Source organism: Streptomyces sp. NPDC002853 (genome assembly GCF_053591915.1).
In genome coordinates, this window is sequence record NZ_JBSFUS010000008.1 from 56938 (window position 1) to 78357 (window position 21420).

Here is a 21420-nt window from a genome sequence, read left to right on the forward strand (position 1 = left end):
CGAAGTTGTGGCGCGGCGCCGGGCAGGCGGTGGCCCACTCCAGGGAGCGGCCGAAGCCCCAGGGGTCGTCGGCGTCGACCTTCTTGCCGTACTTGGCGGTCTTCCAGACGTTGTAGAGGAACGGCAGCGTGGACATGCCGAGCAGGAACGCCCCGATGGAGGAGACGGTGTTGAGCGCCGTGAAGCCGTCCGCCGCCAGGTAGTCCGCGTAGCGCCGTGGCATGCCCTCGGCGCCCAGCCAGTGCTGGACGAGGAACGTCACGTGGAAGCCGATGAAGAGCGTCCAGAAGTGGATCTTGCCGAGTCTCTCGTCGAGCATCTTCCCGGTGAGCTTGGGCCACCAGAAGTAGAAGCCGCCGAAGGTCGCGAAGACGACGGTGCCGAACACGACGTAGTGGAAGTGCGCCACGACGAAGTACGAGTCGGTGACGTGGAAGTCGAGCGGCGGCGAGGCCAGGATGACGCCGGTGAGCCCGCCGAAGAGGAAGCTCACCAGGAAGCCGACCGACCACAGCATCGGTGTCTCGAACGACAGCGACCCCTTGAGCATCGTTCCCGTCCAGTTGAAGAACTTCACGCCGGTGGGGACCGCGATGAGGAAGGACATGAAGGAGAAGAAGGGCAGGAGCACCGCGCCCGTCGCGAACATGTGGTGCGCCCACACGACGACGGAGAGCCCGGTGATGGCCATCGTCGCGCCGATCAGGGGCAGATAGCCGAAGATCGGCTTCCTGCTGAACACCGGGATGATCTCGGAGATGATCCCGAAGAACGGCAGCGCGATGATGTAGACCTCCGGATGCCCGAAGAACCAGAAGAGGTGCTGCCACAGCAACGCGCCGCCGTTCTCCGAGGCGAAGACCATGGAGCCGAAGCGCCGGTCCGCCTCCAGGACGAGCAGCGCGGCGGCCAGAACGGGGAACGCGAGCAGCACCAGGATCGAAGTGAACAGCACATTCCATGTGAAGACGGGCATCCGGAACATCGTCATCCCGGGAGCCCGCATCCCGATGATGGTCGTCAGGAAGTTCACCGAGCCGAGGATCGTGCCGAACCCGGAGAGCGCGAGCCCCATGATCCACAGATCGGCACCCACCCCCGGTGTCCGCTCCATGCTGTTGAGCGGCGCATAGGCGAACCAGCCGAACGAGGCGGGGCCGCTGGGCACCAGGAGAGAGCCGAGCACCATCAGGCCGCCGAAGAGGAACAGCCAGTACGACAGCATGTTGAGCCGCGGGAAGGCCACGTCCGGGGCGCCGATCTGCAGCGGCATGATCTCGTTGGCGAAGCCCGCGAACGTCGGCGTCGCGAACAGCAGCAGCATGATCGTGCCGTGCATGGTGAACGCCTGGTTGAACTCCTCGTTGGTCATCAGCTGCAGCCCGGGACGGGCCAGCTCGGCCCGCATCATCAGCGCCATCAGACCCGCGACGAGGAAGAACACGAACGACGTGATCAGGTACAGGTGACCGATCTTCTTGTGGTCGGTGGTGGTCAGCCAGTCCACGAGAACCCGGCCCGGAGTCCTCTGCCGGACCGGCGGTGCCGCCGCGCTTGCGGTCTCAGTCCCCATCGCTCGCCCCTTCGCCGTCACGCCGCCGGTCCTGTCCGAAGCACCCGCCATGATGCTCGCGTCACACCCGGATCCGACAGGGGGCGTACGGTCCCGCTGTGCTGGAATCCTGAATTCCCTATGCGTCGTCACATCTCGCCGAGCGCCCTGGATTCGGAAAAGAAGGGGGGCGCGAAAAGGCGGGTCGGCAACCTGTTCGCCTCGCTATTGCGGTGGTATCGGGGCCCTCCCGAAGAGTTCGCGGGAAATCCGCTAATGGCAGGGGAACAGCTTCGGAACCGCCCGTACGTGTGACGGAGTTAAGGCGAAACGGGCGTCGTGATCCTGTGACAGAAGTGTGACCGGAGAGGTACCGGTGACGCATGGTGTCCGGCTACGGCCTTCCGTGGCCGGGCCGCGCCGCCTAACGTGGCGGCCATGGCACCTATACCGACCCCTCCCGCCGAACCCCAGGACTCCTTGGACGCCTACGTCGGCCTCGCGGCCGACGGAGCCGAGCGGCAGGCCCGCGAGCGCGGCTGGTCCACCGTCAGGGCGTTGCCGCCGGGCGCGATCATCACCATGGAGTACCTCGCGGGGCGGCTCAACTTCGAGGTCAAGGAAGACGTCGTGGTCCGCTGCTGGAAGGGCTGACCCGGCGAGACGTGACCACGGCACGGCGAAAGGCCCCGGTTCCTGGACGGAACCGGGGCCTTCGCGGTGCGGGGGATGGGTTGTGCGTACCGGCCCCCGCTGTCTTCGGGGCTAGCCGCCCGCGACGGGGCGGGGCGACGTGGCGGCGCGTGTGGCGCGCTCGGAGTGCGGCGGGCGGCGGCTGCCCGCCGGGGTGACCGGGCTGCGCTCGGAGCGCGGTGTGTGCGGCCCCGGGGCGAGGTAGGCCGGGGCGCGCGCGGGGCGCGCGGCGCCGACCGGCTCGCGGAGTGGGGGCTCCTCGGCCGGTGCGGGCGTGGGCTGCGGCACCCTGGCCGGGGCGGGGGCGGCCGGTCCTGCGAGGCCGGCGCGACGGGAGCGCCACAGGTCCCGCAGGCTGAAGATCCAGCCCTCGACCTGGGTGAGCAGCGGCTCCACCCAGGGCAGCGCGAGCAGCACGAGCAGGCCCGCGGCCCAGCCGAGGAAGACATCGCTCAGCCAGTGTGTGCCGAGGTACACGGTGGTCAGGCCGACGCTGAGGGAGACCACGGCGGAGAGCGCCGAGAGATAGCGGCGGGTGCGCGGGGTGGAGGCCATGTAGGCCAGGATTCCCCAGGTCACGACGGCGTTGGCGGTGTGGCCGGAGGGGAATATATCGCCGCCGAGCCACATCTCGTTGGCGCCGATCGTGGTGGCGTAGTGCGGGCCGAGGCGGCCCATGCCGATCTTGGCGGCGCCGACCGTGACGTTCAGGAGCAGCAGGGCGGCGCCGAACGTCAGGAGCGGGCGGATCGTGTGCTGACGCCAGGAGCGCCAGCCGAGCCAGGCCGCGACCATCACGGCGGTCGGGCCGCGCTGGCCGAGGACCACCCAGTAGTCGAGGAAGGCGTGGATCTCGGGCCACTGCTGGTAGGGCCGGAAGAACATGACCTGCCAGTCGAACCGCACCAGCCACGAGGTGGTCAGCACGGCGACCACGATCGCGAGGTAGAAGGCCAGGGTCGCGCTGAAGAGCACGATCCTGTGCCTGCTCATCCTCGGCAGATCGAGGCCGGCCGGTCGTTCCGGCTCACGGTCGAGCCGGGCGAAGACCCGGTCCAGACGGGTGAGGTTTCGTTCGGTACGCACCCAATCGACGTTACAGCGAGTGAGTGCGGCACTAGGCCGAATCAGTGGCTTTGTGATGACGATGTGATGTGGCATTGATCTCAGACGGGGGTTTATTCCTGGGATTTCCCTATTCCGAGATCAGGCCCTTGCCGAATTCGTTGATCATTGGCGCGGCCGTTTTATGGCCCTTATTAATTCGTTCACCGGGGGCTGGTGCGGAATTTCCCGGCCGCTCACCGGGCCCCCGGAAACGATCATGGCGGACCCGAGCCGTTCAGCCAGAACGCCCCGTACACCGCGCTCGCCGCCGCCACAGCCCCGAGAACTGCCGCCGACCTGGACGTACGCAGTCCGGCGAGCGCCACCGCGAGGGGCAGCAGCAGAGGGAAGGCGGGCAGCAGGAGGCGCGGCTTCGAGCCGAAATAGCCGGCGGCGCACAGCGCGAGCGCCACGACGATCCCGCAGTACACCAGGAGCGGCAGCGGCTGCTTCCGCCGTACACCGATGACGTACAGCCAGACCACCAGGGCGACCCCGACGATCAGGCCGACCCCCGCGAGAGCCCCGGGAAAGCCGGTGAACCTGTCGCCGACGAAGCGGGCGAAGGCGTAGCCGAAGTCGAAGCCGTTGCCCCAGCCGGCCTGGACGTCGAGATAGCCGAGGACGCCGTCACCGGTGCGCCGGCCGACCCACAGGACGTAGCCCGCGGCGCCGAGCGGGGCGAGGACCACCCCGAGGATCATGCGCGGGTCCGGCCTGCGCTCCCGGTACAGGCGGACGGCGGCCGTCACCCAGATCGCGGCGACCACTGCGGCGCCGACCGGCCGGGTCAGGCCCGCGAAGGAGGCAAGGACGCCCGCCCACACCCAGCGTCCGGTGAGCACCGCGTACAGCGACCAGGCCGCGAGCGCCGTGAACAGTGACTCGCTGTACGCCATCGACTGCACGATGCCGACCGGCAGCACCGCCCACAGCGCGACCGCGCAGACACCGGCCCGGCGCCCGTACAGATGGTCGGCGATCGCGAAGATCCCCGCGGCGGCGCAGAGCGAGGCGAGCCAGCTCACCACCAGGCCCGCGTCGGCGTACGACAAGGGGCTGATCGCCGAGACGAGACGCTCCAGCCAGGGAAGCAGCGGGAAGAACGCGAGGTTCGAGTGGACGCTGCCGTCCGGGAGCGTCACCTCCCAGCCGTAGCCGTGCTCGGCGACGCGGGTGTACCAGAGCGAGTCCCAGCGGGCGGTGAGGAGCGTGTGGGCGCTCTTTCCCGCGGCCGCGCTCCACAGGGCGAGCACCGCGAGCCCCAGGGCACGCACCCCGGCATAGACGAGCAGCGCGGGCGCCGCACGGCGCAGCGCGGCGCCCGCACGGGCGCCGGGGGACGGCGGGGGCGGGCGTTGGTCCAGGTCGGTCACGGGCTCGATTATCGGCGCAGGCGGGAACCGGTCCGCCTGCCGGGGGCGTGGTCCATGCGTGGGCAGCGTGGCGTACGCCACACCGTCTCCGCTCAACCGTGAGAGGTCCGCCACGCGCCACAGCCGTGAACTCGCGTACTCTGACGGCTCACTCGCCTTTCGTTGCCGCCAGCTGGGAGATCACGTCCCGCGGGGCCGCCGATGCGAGGGATCACTGGGAGGTATCGCACATGTCGGGTTCAACCACGGCCACCGCTCCTTCCGGCCGTCGGGTACCCGGGTCGCAGGGCGGCGCCAACCGCTGGCTGGTGCTCGTGGTCCTCTGCGTAAGCCTGTTGCTCGTCGCCGTCGACGCGACCGTTCTGCACGTCGCCGTGCCCGCCGTCACCGAGGACCTGAAGCCCGGTGGCATCGAGCTGCTGTGGATCGTGGACGTCTATCCACTGGTCTGCGCCTCGCTGCTCATCCTCTTCGGCACGCTAGGTGACCGGGTGGGCCGCAGACGGGTGCTGCTCCTCGGCTACGCGCTCTTCGGCGTGGCCTCGGCCGTGGCAGCGATGGCGGACAACGCGCAGGTGCTGATCGCGGCCCGCGCCCTGCTCGGCGTCGGCGGCGCGATGATCATGCCCGCGACGCTCTCGATCCTCCGTCAGGTCTTTCCCGACCGGCGTGAGCGCGCCGTCGCCATCGGCGTCTGGAGCGCCGTGGCCGGAATCGGCGCGGCGGGCGGCCCGCTGCTCGGCGGATTCCTCCTCGAGCACTTCTGGTGGGGCTCGGTCTTCCTCATAAACATCCCGCTGATGCTGGTCAGCCTGCCCATCGGGCGCCTGCTGCTCCCCGAGTCGACGGGGGATCGCGACGGACCCTGGGACGTGATCGGCGCGCTGATGGCCGCGGGCGGCCTCTTCGGCATCGTGTTCGCGGTGAAGCGTGCGGGCGGCGGCGAGTCGCCGTTCGGCATGACCACCCTTCTCTCGTTCTGCCTGGGCGCGGCCCTCCTGGTCGGGTTCGTCCGCAGGCAGCGGCGCCGCAAGCATCCGCTCATAGACCTCTCGATGTTCGCGCGGCCCGCGTTCAGCACCTCGCTGGGCTGCATCGTGCTCGCGATGCTCGCCCTGGTGGGCCTCGAACTGGTCGCCGCGCAGTATCTGCAGCTGGTGCTCGGCCTCTCCCCGCTGGAGACCGGTATGCGGCTCGTGCCGCTCACCGTCGCCGCGATGGCCGCGGGCCTCGCCGGATCGAAGCTCCTGCACCGCTTCGGCCCGCGCACGATGGTCGCCTCCGGCTTCACCCTGACCGCGGTGGCCGTGGTGATCCTCACCGGGATGGGCGACCAGCTGAACGACCCGCTGATGATGACCAGCTTCGTGCTGCTCGGCCTCGGCCTGCAGACCACGCTCTTCGGCAGTTACGAGTCGATGCTCAGCGAGGCGCCCCAGTCGCAGGCCGGCGGCGCCGCCGCGATCGGCGAGACCTCCTACCAGCTGGGCGCCGGCATCGGCATCGCGCTGCTCGGCAGCGTCATGAACGCGGCGTACGCGCCGGGCCTCTCGTCCGTCCAGGGCGTGCCCGCCAAGGAGAGTTCCGCCGCGAGTCACTCGCTCGGCGAGGCGTACGAGGTCGCTTCGGGCCTCGGCGGCGGGGCGGGCGCGGCACTGCGCGACGCCGCGCGCGAGTCCTTCGTGCACGGGCTGCACGTGACGCTGCTGGTCAGCGCCGGGCTGCTGCTGCTCGGCGCGCTGATGGCGCTGAAGCTGCCGCGGACCATGGAGTGCGGGGCGCAGGGGGAGCGGCCCGAGCAGGGGATTCCGGCGCCCCGGGACGAGGCGGGGGTCCCCGTGGATGCCGTCCGCCGCTGAGGCGCCAGGTTCCTGGCCTCCGCCCACGGCCGGGGCGGGCGTGGAGAAGACGGGCGGCTCTGGACGTGCGGGATGCTGCGTCGTAACGTCAGCCGAGCCGTAGATAACTAACACTGCTAGTTTTCGTGTCGCCGGAGGCCCGCATGTCCGCAAGCACCCGCACACCCCTGCCGCCCTTCGACCCCACCGACCCCCTCGGCATCGACGATCTCCTGGAGCCGGAGGACCTCGCGATCCGCGGGACCGTCCGCACCTGGGCCGCCGACCGCGTCCTGCCGCACATCGCCGACTGGTACGAGAAGGGCGAGCTGCCCGGCATCCGTGAACTTGCCCGGGAGCTCGGCTCGATCGGCGCGCTCGGCATGTCCCTGGAGGGCTACGGCTGCGCGGGCGCGAGCTCCGTCCAGTACGGGCTCGCCTGCCTGGAGCTCGAGGCCGCCGACTCCGGCATCCGCTCGCTGGTCTCCGTGCAGGGCTCCCTCGCCATGTACGCCATCCACCGCTTCGGCTCCGAGGAGCAGAAGCAGCGCTGGCTGCCCGGCATGGCCGCGGGCGAGATCATCGGCTGCTTCGGCCTGACCGAGCCCGACCACGGCTCCGACCCGGCGTCCATGCGTACCTTCGCCAAGAAGGACGGCACCGACTGGGTGCTCACCGGACGCAAGATGTGGATCACCAACGGCTCCGTGGCCGGGGTCGCCGTGGTCTGGGCGCACACCGACGACGGGATCAGGGGCTTCGTCGTCCCCACCGAGACCCCCGGTTTCTCGGCGCCCGAGATCAAGCACAAGTGGTCGCTGCGCGCGAGCGTCACCAGTGAGCTGGTGATGGACGAGGTGCGGCTGCCCGCCGACGCGGTGCTTCCCGAGGTCACCGGGCTCAAGGGCCCGCTGAGCTGTCTCTCCCACGCGCGTTACGGCATCGTCTGGGGAGCCATGGGCGCGGCCCGCTCCTCCTTCGAGGCGGCCGTCGAGTACTCCAAGACCCGCGAGCAGTTCGGCAGGCCCATCGGCGGCTTCCAGCTCACCCAGGCCAAGCTCGCCGACATGGCGGTCGAGCTGCACAAGGGCATCCTGCTCGCGCATCACCTCGGCCGGCGCCTGGACGCGGGCAGGCTCCGTCCCGAACAGGTCAGCTTCGGCAAGCTCAACAACGTACGAGAGGCGATCGAGATCTGCCGCACGTCCCGGACCATCCTGGGCGCGAACGGGATCTCGCTGGAGTACCCCGTGATGCGGCATGCGACGAATCTCGAGTCGGTGCTCACCTATGAGGGCACCGTCGAGATGCATCAACTCGTGTTGGGCAAGGCGCTCACCGGTCTTGACGCCTTCCGGTGAGCGGCCTCGCCCGCTAGCTCTGGTTGAAGAAACCGTCCGTCGGACGGCTCGTGGCCTCCCCGTTGACGATGTGCGTGTCGGCGGGGGTGAGCAGGAAGACCCGCGTCGCCACGCGCTCGATGGAGCCGCGCAGTCCGAACGTCAGGCCCGCCGCGAAGTCCACGACGCGCTTGGCGTCGCCGGGCTCCATCGACGTGAGGTTGATGATGACCGGGACGCCGTCCCGGAAGAGCTCGCCGATGCCGCGCGCGTCCCGGAAGCTGTCCGGGGTCACGGTCCCGATCCGGCGCCCTTCCTCTTCGGCGGCCTCGGCGACCACCCGCACCCGCGGGTCGGTCACCCATGCTTCGCCGGGCCCCTCGGCCCCGTCGTCGTCGTAGCCGTCGTAGTAACGCTCGTCATTGTTGTTGTCGTCGACGAGGCCAAGCCAGGCACTCGCCTTGCGCACCGATCCCATGGACGCCTCCTCTCACAGCGGGCTTTCTGCGTTCCCTGTCCCCATGTTCGTCCATGATGCGGATAGTGCGCCAAGTGGATAGTCGCCGCGCGGGGTTTTCGTGACGGTACTGGTGCAGAGTCAACACGCCGTAAACGCGTGATTCCCCAAGGGTCCTGCTGTGTACGGCTGCTGACAGTGAGTGAAATATGATTCTTCACGGCGTATGGGTGACGACCGGTGCGTACGGGTGAACGGACCCCTCGATACGATGCCCGAGTTGATCGAAGACAGGCTCACGGGGGAGTCGCATGTTCGGAATCGTCAGGCCCTGCAGCCATCGTCTGGGCGAAGGGCTCAAAACGCAATGGATGGCACACCTCTGCGGCCTGTGCCTCGCGCTGCGCGGTGATCACGGGCAGTTCGCCCGCGTCGTGACGAACTACGACGGCCTGATCATCTCGGTTCTGACGGAGGCTCAGGCGCAGGAGACGACCGGCTGGCGCCGCACCGCGGGCCCCTGTCCGCTGCGCGGCATGCGCACGGCGTCCGTCGCGCAGGGCGAGGGCGCACGGCTCGCCGCCGCGGTCTCGCTGGTGCTCGCGTCGGCGAAGGTGCGCGACCACGTCGTGGACGGGGACGGCATCCTGGCGCGCAGGCCGGTGGCCGCCGCCGCCCGCAAGGTCGCCCGCAGCTGGGACCGGGCCGGCGCCCGTACCGGCGCCGACGTGGGATTCGACACGGCAGTCCTGCTCGACGCCGTCGAACGGCAGGTCGGCATCGAGGGCTTGGCGGGCCCCGGCACCTCGCTGCTCACGGTCACCGAGCCGACCGAGACCGCGACCGCCGCGGCCTTCGCGCACACCGCCGTCATCGCGGGCAGGCCGGGCAACGCAGAGCCGCTCGCCGAGGCCGGGCGGCTCTTCGGCAGGCTCGCGCATCTCCTGGATGCCGTGGAGGACAAGGAAGCTGACGCCGCGTCGGGCGCCTGGAACCCCCTGACGGCCACGGGCACCGGCCTCGCCGAGGCCCGGCGCCTCGCGGACGACGCCCTGCACGGCATCCGGCTCGCGTTGCGCGACGCCGAGTTCACCGACGGCAAGCTCGCCCACATGCTGCTCGCGCACGAGCTGGGACGTTCGGTGGACCGCGCCTTCGGGACCGACGCGTGCGGACACACCCATGAGGTGACGGCTCATCAGGGCGGCTCCTTCGGTCCGCCGCCGGGCGGACCCTATGACCAGCAGGGCGGGGCCTATGGCAGCGGCAATCCGTACGGGGGCAACAATCCGTACGGGGGCGGGGCGCCCGGCGGGCCCGTCGGTCCCGGTGGCCCTGCCGGCCCCGGTGGGCCCGGTGGGTTCGGGGGCGGGCCCGGGTTCGAGCCGCAGCCGCCGAAGCCGGGCAAGCGGGGCTTCTGGGCGGGGTGCGCGGTCGCCATCGGGCTCTGCTGCACCTGCAAGCTGTGCTGCGCCGATTCGTACGAGGGCCCCTGGTCCCGCAAGAAGCGGGAGGGTTGCTGCAACAACTGCGGCGACAGCGGATGCTGCTCCTGTTGCGAGTGCTGCTCCTGCTGTGACTGCGGTCTGTAGACGCGACCGACGCGACCGACTCGACCGATGCGGCCGTCCGGGTTCTCCCGAACACGTGTGGAAGGGTTGATCACATGACCACGGACGCATCGACGGACGCAGCACGCGACTGGAAGCACTGGCACGAGCAGCGGACCCGGACGGTGTCCGCGCCCTACGGCCCGCTCTCCCTCACCGGCACCCACTGGCTCGCGGATTACCCGGATGGTTCGCTTCCGGACATCCCCGGGCGCTGGACCGAGGCGGGCGACGAGATCGTCCTGACCGCCGGAGCCGGCGACGGGATCACCCTGGACGGACAGCCGTTCACCGGCGAGGCCCGCCTCGCCGCCGACCCCGGCCCGGTCGCCGCGGCCCGCGTCGGGCACGGCGACCGCCGTCTGGTCGTGCTGCGGCGCGAAGGTCTTTGGGCGGTACGCGACTTCGACCCGGAGTCCGCCACGCGTCGCGCCTTCAGGGGCATCGAGGCCACGGAGTTCGACGACCGCTGGGCCGTGCCGGGGCGCTTCACGCCGTACGCCGCCGAGAGCACCACCGACGGGGTGCGCACCGTCCGGGTCGGCAACGCGGACGGGGTGGAGCGGGGGCTGGGCCTCGGGGGTGAGCTGGCCTTCGACCTGGCCGGAAAGAGCCATACGTTGCAGGTGTCCGTGGAGGGCGACGGCTCCCTGTGGGCGGTCTTCGCCGACGCGAGCAGCGGCGTGTCCAGCTACCGGTTCCGCTTCCTGCGGCCCTCCGCTCCGGACGCCGAAGGGCGCACGACGGTGGACTTCAACCGCGCGCTGCTTCCGCCGTGCGCCTTCGCCGACCACTTCATCTGCCCCTTCCCGCCGCCGGGGAACACTCTCGATGCCGACATCGCCGCGGGAGAGCGGAACCTGGCCGGCCGCTGACACGTCAGAGGCAAGCCGATGACCCGAGCCCCGGCGGCGTACGACGGACAGGTCAGCCGTCGGGGCCGGTCGCCGTGTACCCGCCGACGGCCGAAAGGCGCCCTTGTGCGCGGTGTCCTTGGCCCGAATACTCCCGAGCAGCGCTTGTCAGGGGCACGGCGTAACCGGAATCCGGCTTGCCTTTTGTCCTTTGGCTGCGCCTCACGGGCCCCAACCCACCGGGCCCACTGACTTCCCCTCGGGAGGAACAACAAGTGAGGAACAAGCGCACCACCCCCCGCAGCGGCATAGCGAGACGTACTCGTCTGCTCGCCGTGGCCACCGGACTCGTGGCCGCCGGCGCGCTCGCCGTCCCCGCCGCGAACGCCAATGACGTCACCACCTTCAGCTCGGCGCAGCTCACCAAGGCGAGCGACGCGGTGCTCGACGCGGATGTCGCAGGCACCGCGTGGAGCGTCGACAAGGCGACGAACCGCCTGGTCGTCACCGCCGACAGCACCGTCTCCAAGGCCGAGATCGCCAAGATCAAGGAGGCGGCGGGCGGCAACGCGGGCGCCCTCAAGGTCGAGCGCACTCCCGGCAAGTTCAGCAAGCTGATCTCCGGCGGCGACGCGATCTACGCGTCGAGCTGGCGCTGCTCGCTCGGCTTCAACGTCCGCAGCGGCAGCACCTACTACTTCCTGACCGCCGGTCACTGCACCGACGGCGCGGGCACGTGGTGGTCCAACTCCGCGAAGACCACGGTGCTCGGCACCACGCATGGCTCCAGCTTCCCGACCAACGACTACGGCATCGTCAGGTACACCAACACGTCGGTCACCAAGTCGGGCACGGTCGGCAGCCAGGACATCACCAGCGCGGGCAACGCCACCGTGGGCCAGAACGTGACCCGGCGCGGCTCCACCACCGGCACCCACAGCGGCAGGGTCACCGGCCTGAACGCGACCGTCAACTACGGCGGCGGCGACGTCGTCTACGGCATGATCAAGACCACGGTCTGCGCCGAGCCCGGCGACAGCGGCGGTCCGCTCTACGCGGGGACCAAGGCCCTTGGCCTCACCTCGGGCGGCAGCGGCAACTGCTCATCGGGCGGCACGACCTTCTTCCAGCCGGTCACCGAGGCGCTGAGCCGGTACGGCGTGAGCGTCTACTGATCCACGCACGGCCACAACTGATCCACGTGCGGCAGTTCGCAGCCAGCAGCTGAGGAGAGGGCCCCCGTCCGGCAGTCCGGGCGGGGGCTCTCTCCTGTCTCCCGTCTCCCTTTGTGCGCCCCGCGGCGTTACCTTCGAAGGGCACGCCCAACATGCCCAATTCGGACCCTGGGGGCCGGCATGGTCGAGGATCTTGTGGCTGCGGGAGTGGCCGTCGGATGTGCCGGAGCGGTCTATGTGATGGCCGCGGCGCGTGTGGTCAAACAGTACGAACGGGGCGTGGTGCTCCGGCTCGGGAAGCTCCAGCGCTCGGTGCGCGGCCCCGGGCTCACGATGATCGTGCCGTTCGTCGACCGGCTGCGCAAAGTGAACATGCAGATCGTCACGATGCCGGTCCCGGCGCAGGACGGCATCACCCGGGACAACGTCACCGTGCGCGTGGACGCGGTCATCTACTTCAAGGTGATCGACGCGACCGAGGCCGTCATCCAGGTGGAGGACTACCGCTTCGCCGTCTCGCAGATGGCGCAGACGTCGCTGCGTTCGATCATCGGCAAGAGTGATCTGGACGATCTGCTCTCCAACAGGGAGAAACTCAACCAGGGCCTGGAGTTGATGATCGACTCTCCCGCGGTCGGGTGGGGCGTGCAGATCGACCGGGTCGAGATCAAGGACGTGTCGCTCCCGGAGACGATGAAGCGCTCGATGGCGCGGCAGGCCGAGGCCGACCGTGAGCGGCGGGCCCGCGTGATCAACGCGGACGCCGAGCTGCAGGCCTCCAAGAAGCTGGCCGAGGCCGCGCACCAGATGGCGGAGGAACCCGCCGCGCTGCAACTGCGGCTGCTGCAGACCGTGGTGGCCGTCGCCGCCGAGAAGAACTCGACCCTCGTCCTGCCCTTCCCCGTGGAACTCCTGCGCTTCCTGGAACGGTCCACCCAGCAGGCGCAGCAGCCGGCCGCGACCGGGGGAGAGCCTCCCGCCGAGGTCACTGAATCACCCGCCGCGGTCACCGAATCTCCTGTCGTCGCGCTGCCGGATTTCGGTGCTCCGGATCCAGAAGCCGGTGAGCGGGACGCGCCAGGAGCGTCGAAAACCGGACAGGACTAGTCCTTACCCGCTGCCGATCACCCGCTCGCAGGCGGTGTTTGCAGCGGGAACCGACGTGGTGAGACCGGCGCCGGTGAAGACGCGGGGGGCGCACGGTGTTTGTCGCGTGCGCGTCCTGAAGTAGACCTTGTGTGCTACCTGGCGGTATCGGGATAGTGGGCCGCACCCTTTGGCATGGACGCGGCTTTCGCAGCGTGTGCGACTCCGTGCCGGTACGCCTTCCGGCCCTCAGGTCCCCACACCGAACGGGCCGACCCCCCACAGGAGGACGTGACTTGAAGCACCGACGCATATCCAAGCGACGTGCAGCCGTGGCAGGTGCGGGCATCACCGCACTGATCGCCGCCGGAATCACCTTCCAGACTGCGAACGCGAGTGAGAGTGCCCCGACCCCCACGCCGGACACCCTCTCGATCGCGAAGGCCGGAAAGCTCGCCTCGACCCTCGGCAAGGACCTCGGTCTGGACGCGGCGGGCTCGTACTACGACGCCAAGGCCAAGAACCTCGTCGTGAACGTCCTCGACAAGAGCGCGGCGGACGCCGTCGAGTCGGCGGGAGCCAAGGCGAGAGTCGTCGAGAACTCCCTGGCCGAGCTGAAGAGCGCCCGTACGACGCTCAGCGACAAGGCGTCGATCCCCGGCACCTCGTGGGCGGTCGACCCGGCCACCAACAAGGTCGTCGTCACGGCGGACCGCACGGTCAAGGGCGCCGACCTCGACAAGCTCGACGCGGTCGTGAAGGGGCTCGGCTCCAGGGCCGAACTCCAGCACAGCAAGGGGGAGTTCAAGCCCTTCATCGCAGGTGGCGACGCCATCTGGGGTGGCGGGAGCCGCTGCTCGCTCGGCTTCAACGTGGTCAAGGACGGTGCCCCGCACTTCCTGACCGCGGGCCACTGCACCGAGGCGGTGACCAGCTGGTCCGAGGAGCAGGGCGGCCCGGCCATCGGTGAGAACGCGGGCTCCAGCTTCCCCGAGAACGACTACGGCATCGTCAAGTACAGCGGCGACACCGCGCACCCGAGCGAGGTGAACCTCTACAACGGTTCGACGCAGGCCATCACCAAGGCCGGCGACGCGACCGTGGGCCAGAAGGTGCAGCGCAGTGGCTCGACCACGCAGCTGCACGACGGCACGGTCACCGGTCTCGACGCCACCGTGAACTACGGCAACGGCGACATCGTCAACGGACTCATCCAGACCGATGTCTGCGCCGAGCCCGGTGACAGCGGCGGCGCGCTCTTCGCGGGTGACACCGCGCTGGGTCTCACCTCCGGCGGCAGCGGTGACTGCAGCGCCGGCGGGGAGACGTTCTTCCAGCCGGTGCCGGAAGCGCTGAGTGCCTTCGGCGCGGAGATCGGCTGACCCTGCGGGGCAGGCCTACGGCCCGCGGACGGCGAACCGGATCAGGCACCCATCCGTTGCCGTAGTACTGATGAGGCGCCCCTCGCGGGGCGCCTCATCGTTTGGGCCAGTACCACAGCGGCTCGTCCAGGAGACTCTCCCGGCCCGCCACCGCCGTTTGGCCCGACTCCTTGAGCAGTTCTATGGAGTTGACGTCGATCCGATGGCGTACCGCACGCTTGGCCACCGCTTCGGCGAGAGGGCGGGCGTGGGTCACCAGGACGATCTGCGTGTCCTTCGTCGCGGTGAGGATCAGGTCCGCGAGGGGGCGCAGGAGATCGGGGTGCAGGCTCGTCTCCGGCTCGTTCAGGACGAGGAGCGAGGGCGGCCGGGGCGTGAGGAGAGCGGCGGACCACAGCAGATAGCGGAGTGTGCCGTCGGACAGTTCCGCCGCTCCCAGGGGGCGGTTCAGCCCGCGCTGGTGCAGCTGGAGCTCGAAGCGTCCCCCGCTGTCGACGATCCGCACCCGGCTGCCCGGGAAGGCGTCGTCCACCGCGGCGTCGAGCGCCGCCGGGTCGCCGATCTCGCGGATGGTCTGCAGCGCGGCGGCAAGGTCGCCGCCGTCAGGGCCGAGGACCGGCGTACGGGTGCCGATGCGGGCGGCGCGGGCGGGCGCTTCGGCGTCGGTGCGCACGTGGTCGTAGAACCGCCAGGACCGGATCAGTTCGCGCAGCCTGAGCAGGTCGGGGGCGAGCTGCGGGTCGGCCAGCTCGCCGAGCATGCTGTCGTACGGCCTGATGCCCTGGGTGCGGTGCCAGCCGCCGTCGGCGGTGCGGGTGCGCACGGCGGGGCCCGCGCGGTCGCAGAGCAGCGCGGCGGGGCGCAGGACGGGCCCGGCCCAGGTGCACTCGCGCTTGATCTCCGGGTCCAGGTTGAACATGGAGGGGGCCGCGCCGGAGCCCGAGGTGGGGGTGGGGTACCCGAAGTCGACCGCGTACCCGAACTCGTCGCCGGCGAAGCCGAGGCGGAGGCTGGTGGCCTCCGCCTTCGAGGGGCCCGCCCACAGCGCCGAGGGGAGTCCGCCCTCGCGGGCCAGGGCCGAGACGGCGCCGCCCCGCGCGGAGTCGGAGAGCAGCCGCAGTGCGCGGTACAGGCTCGACTTGCCGGTGCCGTTCGCGCCCGTCACGACGTTCAGCCGGTCCAGGGGGACGATCAGTTTGCGCAGGGAGCGGTAGTTCTCGACCGCCAGTGTGGTGATCATTGCCCCAGCTTCGCACCCGGGTCCGACAACGCCCGTGGGGAACGGGCCGCCCGGCTCACCGGCGGTGGGCGCCGGTGTCCGTCCCGGGCTCCTCCATCGCGGGCCGCTGACCCGGCTGGCGGTCCCCGCGCAGCGCGGACATGACCAGGGTGACGACGGTGCCGAGGACCGCCCAGGCGGCGAGCACCAGCATCGGTCCGGTGATCGCGTTGCCCTTGAAGTACGCGATGGAGCGGGCCACCCAGGTACCGGCGCCCGGCGGCAGCCAGGGGCCGATCTCCTTCCAGAACGGCGGCAGCATCGGCAGCGGGAAGGCGCCGCCCGCGCTCGGGTTGCCCGCGATCACCACGAGCAGGACGGCGAGGCCGATGCCCACGATGCCGGTCAGTGACTGCAGGGCGAGCGTGATCATGCCGACCGAGAAGACGACGAGCGAGCCGAGGCCCCACAGGCCCATGATGCTGCCGGGCAGGGCGCCCAGGATCGGCCCGATGATGAGCGCGCCGCCCAGACCGCCCGCGATCGAGTAGAGCGCCATGACGCCGGTCCTGATCAGGGCACGCTGGCGGTTGGTGGCCCGGGCGCCCGCGCTGATCGCCAGGATCGACGCGCACAGGTAACCGCCGACGCACCAGCCGACGACCAGGTAGAAGGACGAGAGCCCGTCGAAGTCCTTGCTGGACGCCGGGGCCACGTCCACGGTCCTGACCGTCCGCTTCTCGGCCCCGTCGGCCTCGGTGGCGATCTTCTCCAGTGCGGTGGCGAGGACGGTGCCACCGCCCGAGCCGACCAGGAGGGTGTCGGTGGTGCCCCGGGGGTCCACGATCAGGGCGCCGTCGATGTCGCGGTTCAGGATCTGGTGCCGGGCGGCGGCCTCGTCCTTGACCACGCGCGGGTCGAGCGGGTCGCCGGGCAGTTTCCCGAGCTTGTCCGAGGTCTCCTCGGCCGCGGGTCCCGGAGCGACGACCCCGAAGGGCACGTCCTTCGGCTTCGGGTCATGCAGGGCCCCTACGTAGGAGGCGATGAACAGCAGCTGCAGGGCCAGTACACCGATGACCAGCAGGGCTGCTCGCGGGGTGACGGCGCTCTTCAACTCATCGGTGAAACTCATGCCCCCACGCTCCGTGCCCCTTGTCGTTCCCGCAGGTGGGCGGGGCCGAATGGGCGAAACGGAGTGCCGTTCGACTCGGGTGTCGTACGTACGTTCGAAACTTGGTCTATGGTGGAGGCGGGGGATGTGAGAACGGATCGATTCAGGGTTTCAGGAGGTGCGTGTGCCCGGGTTCACGCATCTGCACACCGTCTCCGGGTTCTCCCCGCGGTACGGGGCCTCGCACCCGGAGCGGCTCGCCGAGCGCGCCGCCGAGCGGGGCATGGACGCCCTCGCGCTCACCGACCGGGACACCCTCGCGGGGGCCGTCCGGTTCGCCAAGGCCTGTGCGAAGGCGGGGGTGCGGCCGCTGTTCGGGGCCGAGCTCGCGGTGGGGGAGCCGGCACCGCCACGCGGTGCGCCGCGGCGGACCCCGGTGCGCGGAGGTGCCTTCATCGACGAGTCGACCCCCCGCGTCACCTTCCTCGCCCGCGACGGCGCCGCCGGCTGGGCCGCCCTGTGCCGCCTGATCACCGCCGCGCACCGGAGCGGCGAGGGGCAGCCCGTGCTTCCGTGGGAGGAGAACCACGGCGACGGCATGACCGTGCTGCTCGGCCCCGCGTCCGACGTGGGGCGCGCGCTCGCCGCCGGCCGCCCCGACCGGGCCGCCCGCCTCATCGCACCCTGGCGCGAGCGCTACGGGGACGCGCTGCGCCTGGAGTCCGTGTGGCACGGCCGCGAAGGCACCGGACCCGGTTCGCTCCGGCTCGCCGCCCGCACCGTCGGCTTCGCCGCCGAGCAGGGTGTCCGCCCCGTCCTGAGCAACGCCGTCCGCTACGCCGATCCGGGCATGGGTCCGGTCGCCGACGTACTCGACGCCGCGCGTCGCCTGGTCCCCGTCGACCCGACCAAGGAACTCGACAGCGGGGAGCGGTGGCTGAAGGGCACGGACGCCATGCTGGGCAACGCCGAGCGGATCGTGGAGGCGGCCGGTTTCCGCCGTGACACCGCCCGCCGCCTCGTCGAACAGACCCGCTCGGTCGCCGACGAGTGTCTCGTCGACCCCGACGAGGACATCGGCATCGGCTCCGTCCGCTTCCCCGAGCCGCACCTGGTGGGCGCGGGGCGCCGCAGCGCGCAGCGCGTGCTCGCCTCGCGGGCGGCGGCGGGGATGGTGCTGCGGGGGTACGACCGCGGCCCCCGGGCCCGCGGCTACTGGGAGCGGATGCACCACGAGCTGGACATCATCGCGTACCACGGCTTCGCCTCCTACTTCCTCACCGTGGCCCAAGTGGTCGACGACGTACGCGACCTGGGGATCCGGGTGGCGGCGCGCGGCTCCGGCGCCGGGTCTCTGGTCAACCACCTGATCGGCATCGCGCACGCCGACCCCGTCGAGCACGGCCTGCTCATGGAGCGGTTCCTCTCCACGCGACGGGCCGTCCTGCCGGACATCGACATCGACGTCGAGTCGGCCCGCCGCATCGAGGTCTACCGCGCGATCATCGACCGCTTCGGCACCGAACGGGTCGCGACCGTCGCCATGCCCGAGACCTACCGGGTCCGCCACGCCATCCGTGACGTGGGCGCCGCCCTCTCCATGGACCCGGCCGAGATCGACAAGATCGCCAAGTCCTTCCCGCACATCCGCGCGCGGGACGCCCGATCCGCGATGGAGGAACTGCCCGAACTGCGGGCGGTGGCGGGGGAGGCGGAGAAACACGGCCGCCTGTGGGATCTCGTCGAGGCCCTGGACGCGTTGCCGCGCGGGGTCGCCATGCATCCGTGCGGGGTGCTGCTCTCCGACGCCTCGCTGCTCGCGCGTACGCCCGTCATGCCCACCAGCGGCGAGGGCCTGCCCATGTCCCAGTTCGACAAGGACGACGTGGAGGACCTCGGGCTGCTCAAGCTCGATGTGCTCGGCGTACGGATGCAGTCGGCGATCGCGCACGCGGTGGGGGAGGTCGAGCGGGCCACGGGTGAGCGGATGGACGTGGACGCGGCGGCGCCGGAGGACCCGGCGACGTATCAACTCATCAAGTCCACCGAGACGCTCGGCTGCTTCCAGATCGAGTCGCCGGGCCAGCGGGACCTGGTGGGGCGGCTGCAGCCCGCGACCTTCCACGACCTGGTCGTCGACATCTCGCTCTTCCGTCCCGGGCCGGTCGCCGCCGACATGGTGCGGCCCTTCATCGAGGCCCGGCACGGCCGCGCGCCCATCCGTTATCCGCACCCGGATCTGGCGGGACCGCTCGAGGAGACGTACGGCGTCGTCGTCTTCCACGAGCAGATCATCCAGATCGTGGACATCATGACCGGCTGCGGACGTGACGAGGCGGACCGGGTGCGGCGCGGGCTCTCCGACCCCGAGTCGCAGGGGCGGATCCGGTTCTGGTTCGCGCAGCAGGCGGCGGCGAGGGGCTACGACGCCGAGACGATCGCCCGGACGTGGGAGATCATCGAGGCCTTCGGTTCGTACGGCTTCTGCAAGGCGCACGCGGTGGCCTTCGCCGTGCCCACCTACCAGTCGGCGTGGCTGAAGGCCCATCACCCGGCCGCGTTCTACGCCGGGTTGCTCACGCACGACCCCGGGATGTACCCCAAGCGGCTGCTGCTCGCGGATGCGCGGCGGCGCGGGGTGCCGATCCTTCCGCTGGACGTGAACCGGTCCGCGGTCGCCCACCGTATCGAACTGGTGTCTGGTTCCGGCTCGGCTCCGGACCGCTGGGGCCTGCGCCTCGCGCTCTGTGACGTCCACGGCATCAGCGAGGCCGAGGCCGAGCGGATCGCCGCCGGGCAGCCCTACGCCTCGCTCCTGGACTTCTGGGAGCGGGCCAGGCCCGGCAAACCGCTCGCGCAGCGCCTCGCGCAGGTCGGCGCGCTCGACGCGTTCGGCGCCAACCGCCGCGACCTGCAGCTGCACCTGACGGAGCTCCGGCGGGGCTCGCGAGGCTCAGCAGGGGGCCAACTCCCGCTGTCCGGCGGGCGGAAGACGGCACCCGCCGGTCTTCCCGACCTGGACGACGCGGAACGGCTCAGCGCCGAGCTCGGCGTCCTCGGCATGGACTCCTCACGCCATCTCATGGGCGACCACGCCGAGTTCCTCCGGGAGCTCGGCGTGCAGAGCGCCCGCCGCCTGCGGGAGGCCGAACACGGGGCGACAGTCCTGGTCGCGGGCGCCAAGGCGGCCACCCAGACCCCGCCGATCCGCTCCGGGAAACGGGTCATCTTCACCACCCTGGACGACGGCTCGGGCCTGGTCGACCTGGCCTTCTTCGACGACGCCCACGAACGGTGCGCGCACACCGTCTTCCACTCCTGGCTGCTCCTGGTCCGCGGCGTGGTGCAGCGGCGCGGGCCGCGCAGCCTCAGCGTGGTCGGCGCCGCCGCGTGGAACCTGGCGGAACTGGCGGAGCTGCGCCAGGAGGGCGGGCTCGAAGCGGTGGGGGCGCGCCTCGCCGAGCCGGGGCCGGGGTCAGGGCCGGAGGGGGAGTCCGACGGCGCCCCGGCGGACGGCGGCCGCCGCATCCGGATGTCCACGGGGTACGAGATGCACCCCTGGGCCGACCTCCAGCCGCCCGGCGAACGGGCGGCCACCGGACGGAAGTTGTGGCATCAGAGCCCGGGGAGCGCGGGATGAGCACTCTGTGCGTACGGTTCTTGCTGCCGTCCATGTACGAGGCCGCCGTGCCCCGGCTGCTCACGCTGCTCGGCGAGTTCAGCCCTGTCGTCGAGGCCCTGCCGCCGGACGCCGCGCTCGTCGACGTACGGGGAGCGATGCGGTACTTCGGGCGCGACGCCGTCGAGCTCGCCTCGGTGATCCGGGTGCGGGCGCTCGCCCTGTACGGGGTGGACTGCGTGATCGGCGCGGGGCCGGGGCCGATGCTGGCGCGGATGGCCGCACGGGAGGCCGCGCCCGGGGTGACCCGGTTCGTGGGCCCGGGGCCGGACGCCGTCGCGGAGTTCCTCGGGCCGAAGCCGGTCGCCGAACTGCCCGGGGTCGGCCGCGCCACCGCCCGTACCCTCTGCTCGTACGGGCTCGACTCCGTCGGCAAGGTGGCCGCCGCGCCACTGTCCACGCTGCAGCGCCTCGTCGGCGCCCGCGCGGGCCGCGAACTGCGCGAGAAGGCGAACGGCGTCGACCGCGCACCCGTCGTGCCGAACGCCGCCGCCCGCTCCCTCGCCTCCGAACGCCCTTTCACCCGCGATGAGTTGGACCCCGTACGGCACCGCAAAGCGCTGCTCTCGCTCACCGAGGAACTCGGCGCGCGGCTGCGCGACGAGGACCAGGTGTGCCGCTCCCTGACCCTCACCGTGCGCTACGCGGACCGCTCCACGACGAGCCGCACGCGAGCGCTGCCCGAACCGACCGCGCACACCTGCGCACTGACCGGATCCGCCTACCGCATGTACGAGGCGCTCGGCCTCCAGCGGGCCCGGGTGCGCGGCATCTCGCTGCGCGCCGAAGGGCTCGCCCCCGCCGAACACGCCGCCCACCAGCTGATGTTCGACCCGGTGGACGACAGGGCCCGCAAGATCGAGGCGGTGGCCGACCGGGCGCGGGCGAAGTTCGGTCCCGGCGCGATCGTGCCGGGGACGCTGGCGGCGTAGCGCCCACCC

The 21420-nt window shown here is 70.9% G+C and carries 15 protein-coding genes and 1 pseudogene; 10 read left to right on the top strand and 6 right to left on the bottom strand.

The window, feature by feature from the left end:
- Window position 1: 1 nt before the first annotated feature.
- Window positions 2-1624, bottom strand: a pseudogene (gene ctaD, locus ACWD02_RS22330) (aa3-type cytochrome oxidase subunit I); the annotation flags it as partial.
- Between the two features lie 366 nt (window positions 1625-1990).
- Between ctaD and ACWD02_RS22335 the strand changes: the two are divergent.
- Entirely contained in the window at window positions 1991-2206 is a 216-nt protein-coding gene (locus ACWD02_RS22335) for an I78 family peptidase inhibitor (RefSeq protein ID WP_451213522.1), read from the top strand.
- A gap of 111 nt (window positions 2207-2317) precedes the next feature.
- On the opposite strand, the gene ACWD02_RS22340 is transcribed toward ACWD02_RS22335, so the two are convergent.
- Entirely contained in the window at window positions 2318-3331 is a 1014-nt protein-coding gene (locus ACWD02_RS22340; RefSeq protein ID WP_451213525.1) for a phosphatase PAP2 family protein, read from the bottom strand.
- Between the two features lie 236 nt (window positions 3332-3567).
- A complete protein-coding gene (locus ACWD02_RS22345) occupies window positions 3568-4728 on the bottom strand; it encodes a glycosyltransferase family 39 protein (RefSeq protein ID WP_451213528.1) in 1161 nt (386 codons plus the stop codon).
- Between the two features lie 230 nt (window positions 4729-4958).
- Between ACWD02_RS22345 and ACWD02_RS22350 the strand changes: the two genes are divergently transcribed.
- A complete protein-coding gene (locus ACWD02_RS22350; RefSeq protein ID WP_451213531.1) occupies window positions 4959-6587 on the top strand; it encodes an MFS transporter in 1629 nt (542 codons plus the stop codon).
- A 143-nt stretch (window positions 6588-6730) separates the two neighbouring features.
- Complete coding sequence (locus ACWD02_RS22355; RefSeq protein ID WP_451213534.1) at window positions 6731-7927, top strand: acyl-CoA dehydrogenase family protein; 1197 nt, start codon at window positions 6731-6733, stop codon at window positions 7925-7927.
- A gap of 13 nt (window positions 7928-7940) precedes the next feature.
- Here ACWD02_RS22355 and ACWD02_RS22360 read toward each other — a convergent pair whose 3' ends face one another.
- On the bottom strand, window positions 7941-8384 hold the full coding sequence (locus tag ACWD02_RS22360) for a cell division protein SepF (protein ID WP_160504177.1): 444 nt from the start codon (window positions 8382-8384) through the stop codon (window positions 7941-7943).
- A 290-nt stretch (window positions 8385-8674) separates the two neighbouring features.
- Here ACWD02_RS22360 and ACWD02_RS22365 point away from each other — a divergent pair, with 290 nt between their 5' ends.
- From ACWD02_RS22365 to ACWD02_RS22385, 5 genes are all read left to right on the top strand, one after another.
- Window positions 8675-9955 carry a DUF5685 family protein gene (locus ACWD02_RS22365; RefSeq protein WP_451213538.1) on the top strand — a complete coding sequence of 427 codons (1281 nt, stop codon included), beginning with the start codon at window positions 8675-8677 and terminating at the stop codon, window positions 9953-9955.
- A 74-nt stretch (window positions 9956-10029) separates the two neighbouring features.
- On the top strand, window positions 10030-10848 hold the full coding sequence (locus ACWD02_RS22370; protein ID WP_451213541.1) for a DUF1684 domain-containing protein: 819 nt from the start codon (window positions 10030-10032) through the stop codon (window positions 10846-10848).
- Window positions 10849-11102: 254 nt separating this feature from the next.
- Window positions 11103-12002 (top strand): S1 family peptidase, encoded by a 900-nt coding sequence (locus ACWD02_RS22375; protein WP_451213544.1) that lies wholly within the window; start codon window positions 11103-11105, stop codon window positions 12000-12002.
- Between the two features lie 180 nt (window positions 12003-12182).
- A complete protein-coding gene (locus tag ACWD02_RS22380; protein ID WP_451213547.1) occupies window positions 12183-13109 on the top strand; it encodes a slipin family protein in 927 nt (308 codons plus the stop codon).
- A 275-nt stretch (window positions 13110-13384) separates the two neighbouring features.
- Window positions 13385-14470: a S1 family peptidase gene (locus tag ACWD02_RS22385; protein ID WP_451213550.1), complete on the top strand. Its 1086-nt coding sequence runs from the start codon at window positions 13385-13387 to the stop codon at window positions 14468-14470.
- A gap of 94 nt (window positions 14471-14564) precedes the next feature.
- Here the strand turns inward: ACWD02_RS22385 and ACWD02_RS22390 are convergent, their stop codons facing one another.
- Both ACWD02_RS22390 and ACWD02_RS22395 read right to left on the bottom strand, forming a co-directional pair.
- Window positions 14565-15710 carry an AAA family ATPase gene (locus tag ACWD02_RS22390; protein WP_451213553.1) on the bottom strand — a complete coding sequence of 382 codons (1146 nt, stop codon included), beginning with the start codon at window positions 15708-15710 and terminating at the stop codon, window positions 14565-14567.
- Window positions 15711-15765: 55 nt separating this feature from the next.
- On the bottom strand, window positions 15766-16821 hold the full coding sequence (locus tag ACWD02_RS22395; protein WP_451213556.1) for a DUF3533 domain-containing protein: 1056 nt from the start codon (window positions 16819-16821) through the stop codon (window positions 15766-15768).
- Between the two features lie 163 nt (window positions 16822-16984).
- Here ACWD02_RS22395 and ACWD02_RS22400 point away from each other — a divergent pair, with 163 nt between their 5' ends.
- Window positions 16985-20440, top strand: coding sequence for a DNA polymerase III subunit alpha (locus tag ACWD02_RS22400; protein ID WP_451213558.1), 3456 nt, complete (start codon window positions 16985-16987; stop codon window positions 20438-20440).
- Window positions 20437-21411 carry a DNA polymerase Y family protein gene (locus tag ACWD02_RS22405; protein ID WP_451213561.1) on the top strand — a complete coding sequence of 325 codons (975 nt, stop codon included), beginning with the start codon at window positions 20437-20439 and terminating at the stop codon, window positions 21409-21411. The genes ACWD02_RS22400 and ACWD02_RS22405 overlap by 4 nt, the downstream gene beginning before the upstream one ends.
- Window positions 21412-21420 lie beyond the last annotated feature (9 nt).

Coding starts and splice junctions, on each gene's coding strand:
- ACWD02_RS22335 (WP_451213522.1), top strand. CDS start 1,991: ATGGCACCTATACCGACCCCTCCCGCCGAACCCCAGGACTCCTTGGAC.
- ACWD02_RS22350 (WP_451213531.1), top strand. CDS start 4,959: ATGTCGGGTTCAACCACGGCCACCGCTCCTTCCGGCCGTCGGGTACCC.
- ACWD02_RS22355 (WP_451213534.1), top strand. CDS start 6,731: ATGTCCGCAAGCACCCGCACACCCCTGCCGCCCTTCGACCCCACCGAC.
- ACWD02_RS22360 (WP_160504177.1), bottom strand. CDS start 8,384: ATGGGATCGGTGCGCAAGGCGAGTGCCTGGCTTGGCCTCGTCGACGAC.
- ACWD02_RS22365 (WP_451213538.1), top strand. CDS start 8,675: ATGTTCGGAATCGTCAGGCCCTGCAGCCATCGTCTGGGCGAAGGGCTC.
- ACWD02_RS22370 (WP_451213541.1), top strand. CDS start 10,030: ATGACCACGGACGCATCGACGGACGCAGCACGCGACTGGAAGCACTGG.
- ACWD02_RS22380 (WP_451213547.1), top strand. CDS start 12,183: ATGGTCGAGGATCTTGTGGCTGCGGGAGTGGCCGTCGGATGTGCCGGA.
- ACWD02_RS22390 (WP_451213553.1), bottom strand. CDS start 15,710: ATGATCACCACACTGGCGGTCGAGAACTACCGCTCCCTGCGCAAACTG.
- ACWD02_RS22395 (WP_451213556.1), bottom strand. CDS start 16,821: ATGAGTTTCACCGATGAGTTGAAGAGCGCCGTCACCCCGCGAGCAGCC.
- ACWD02_RS22405 (WP_451213561.1), top strand. CDS start 20,437: ATGAGCACTCTGTGCGTACGGTTCTTGCTGCCGTCCATGTACGAGGCC.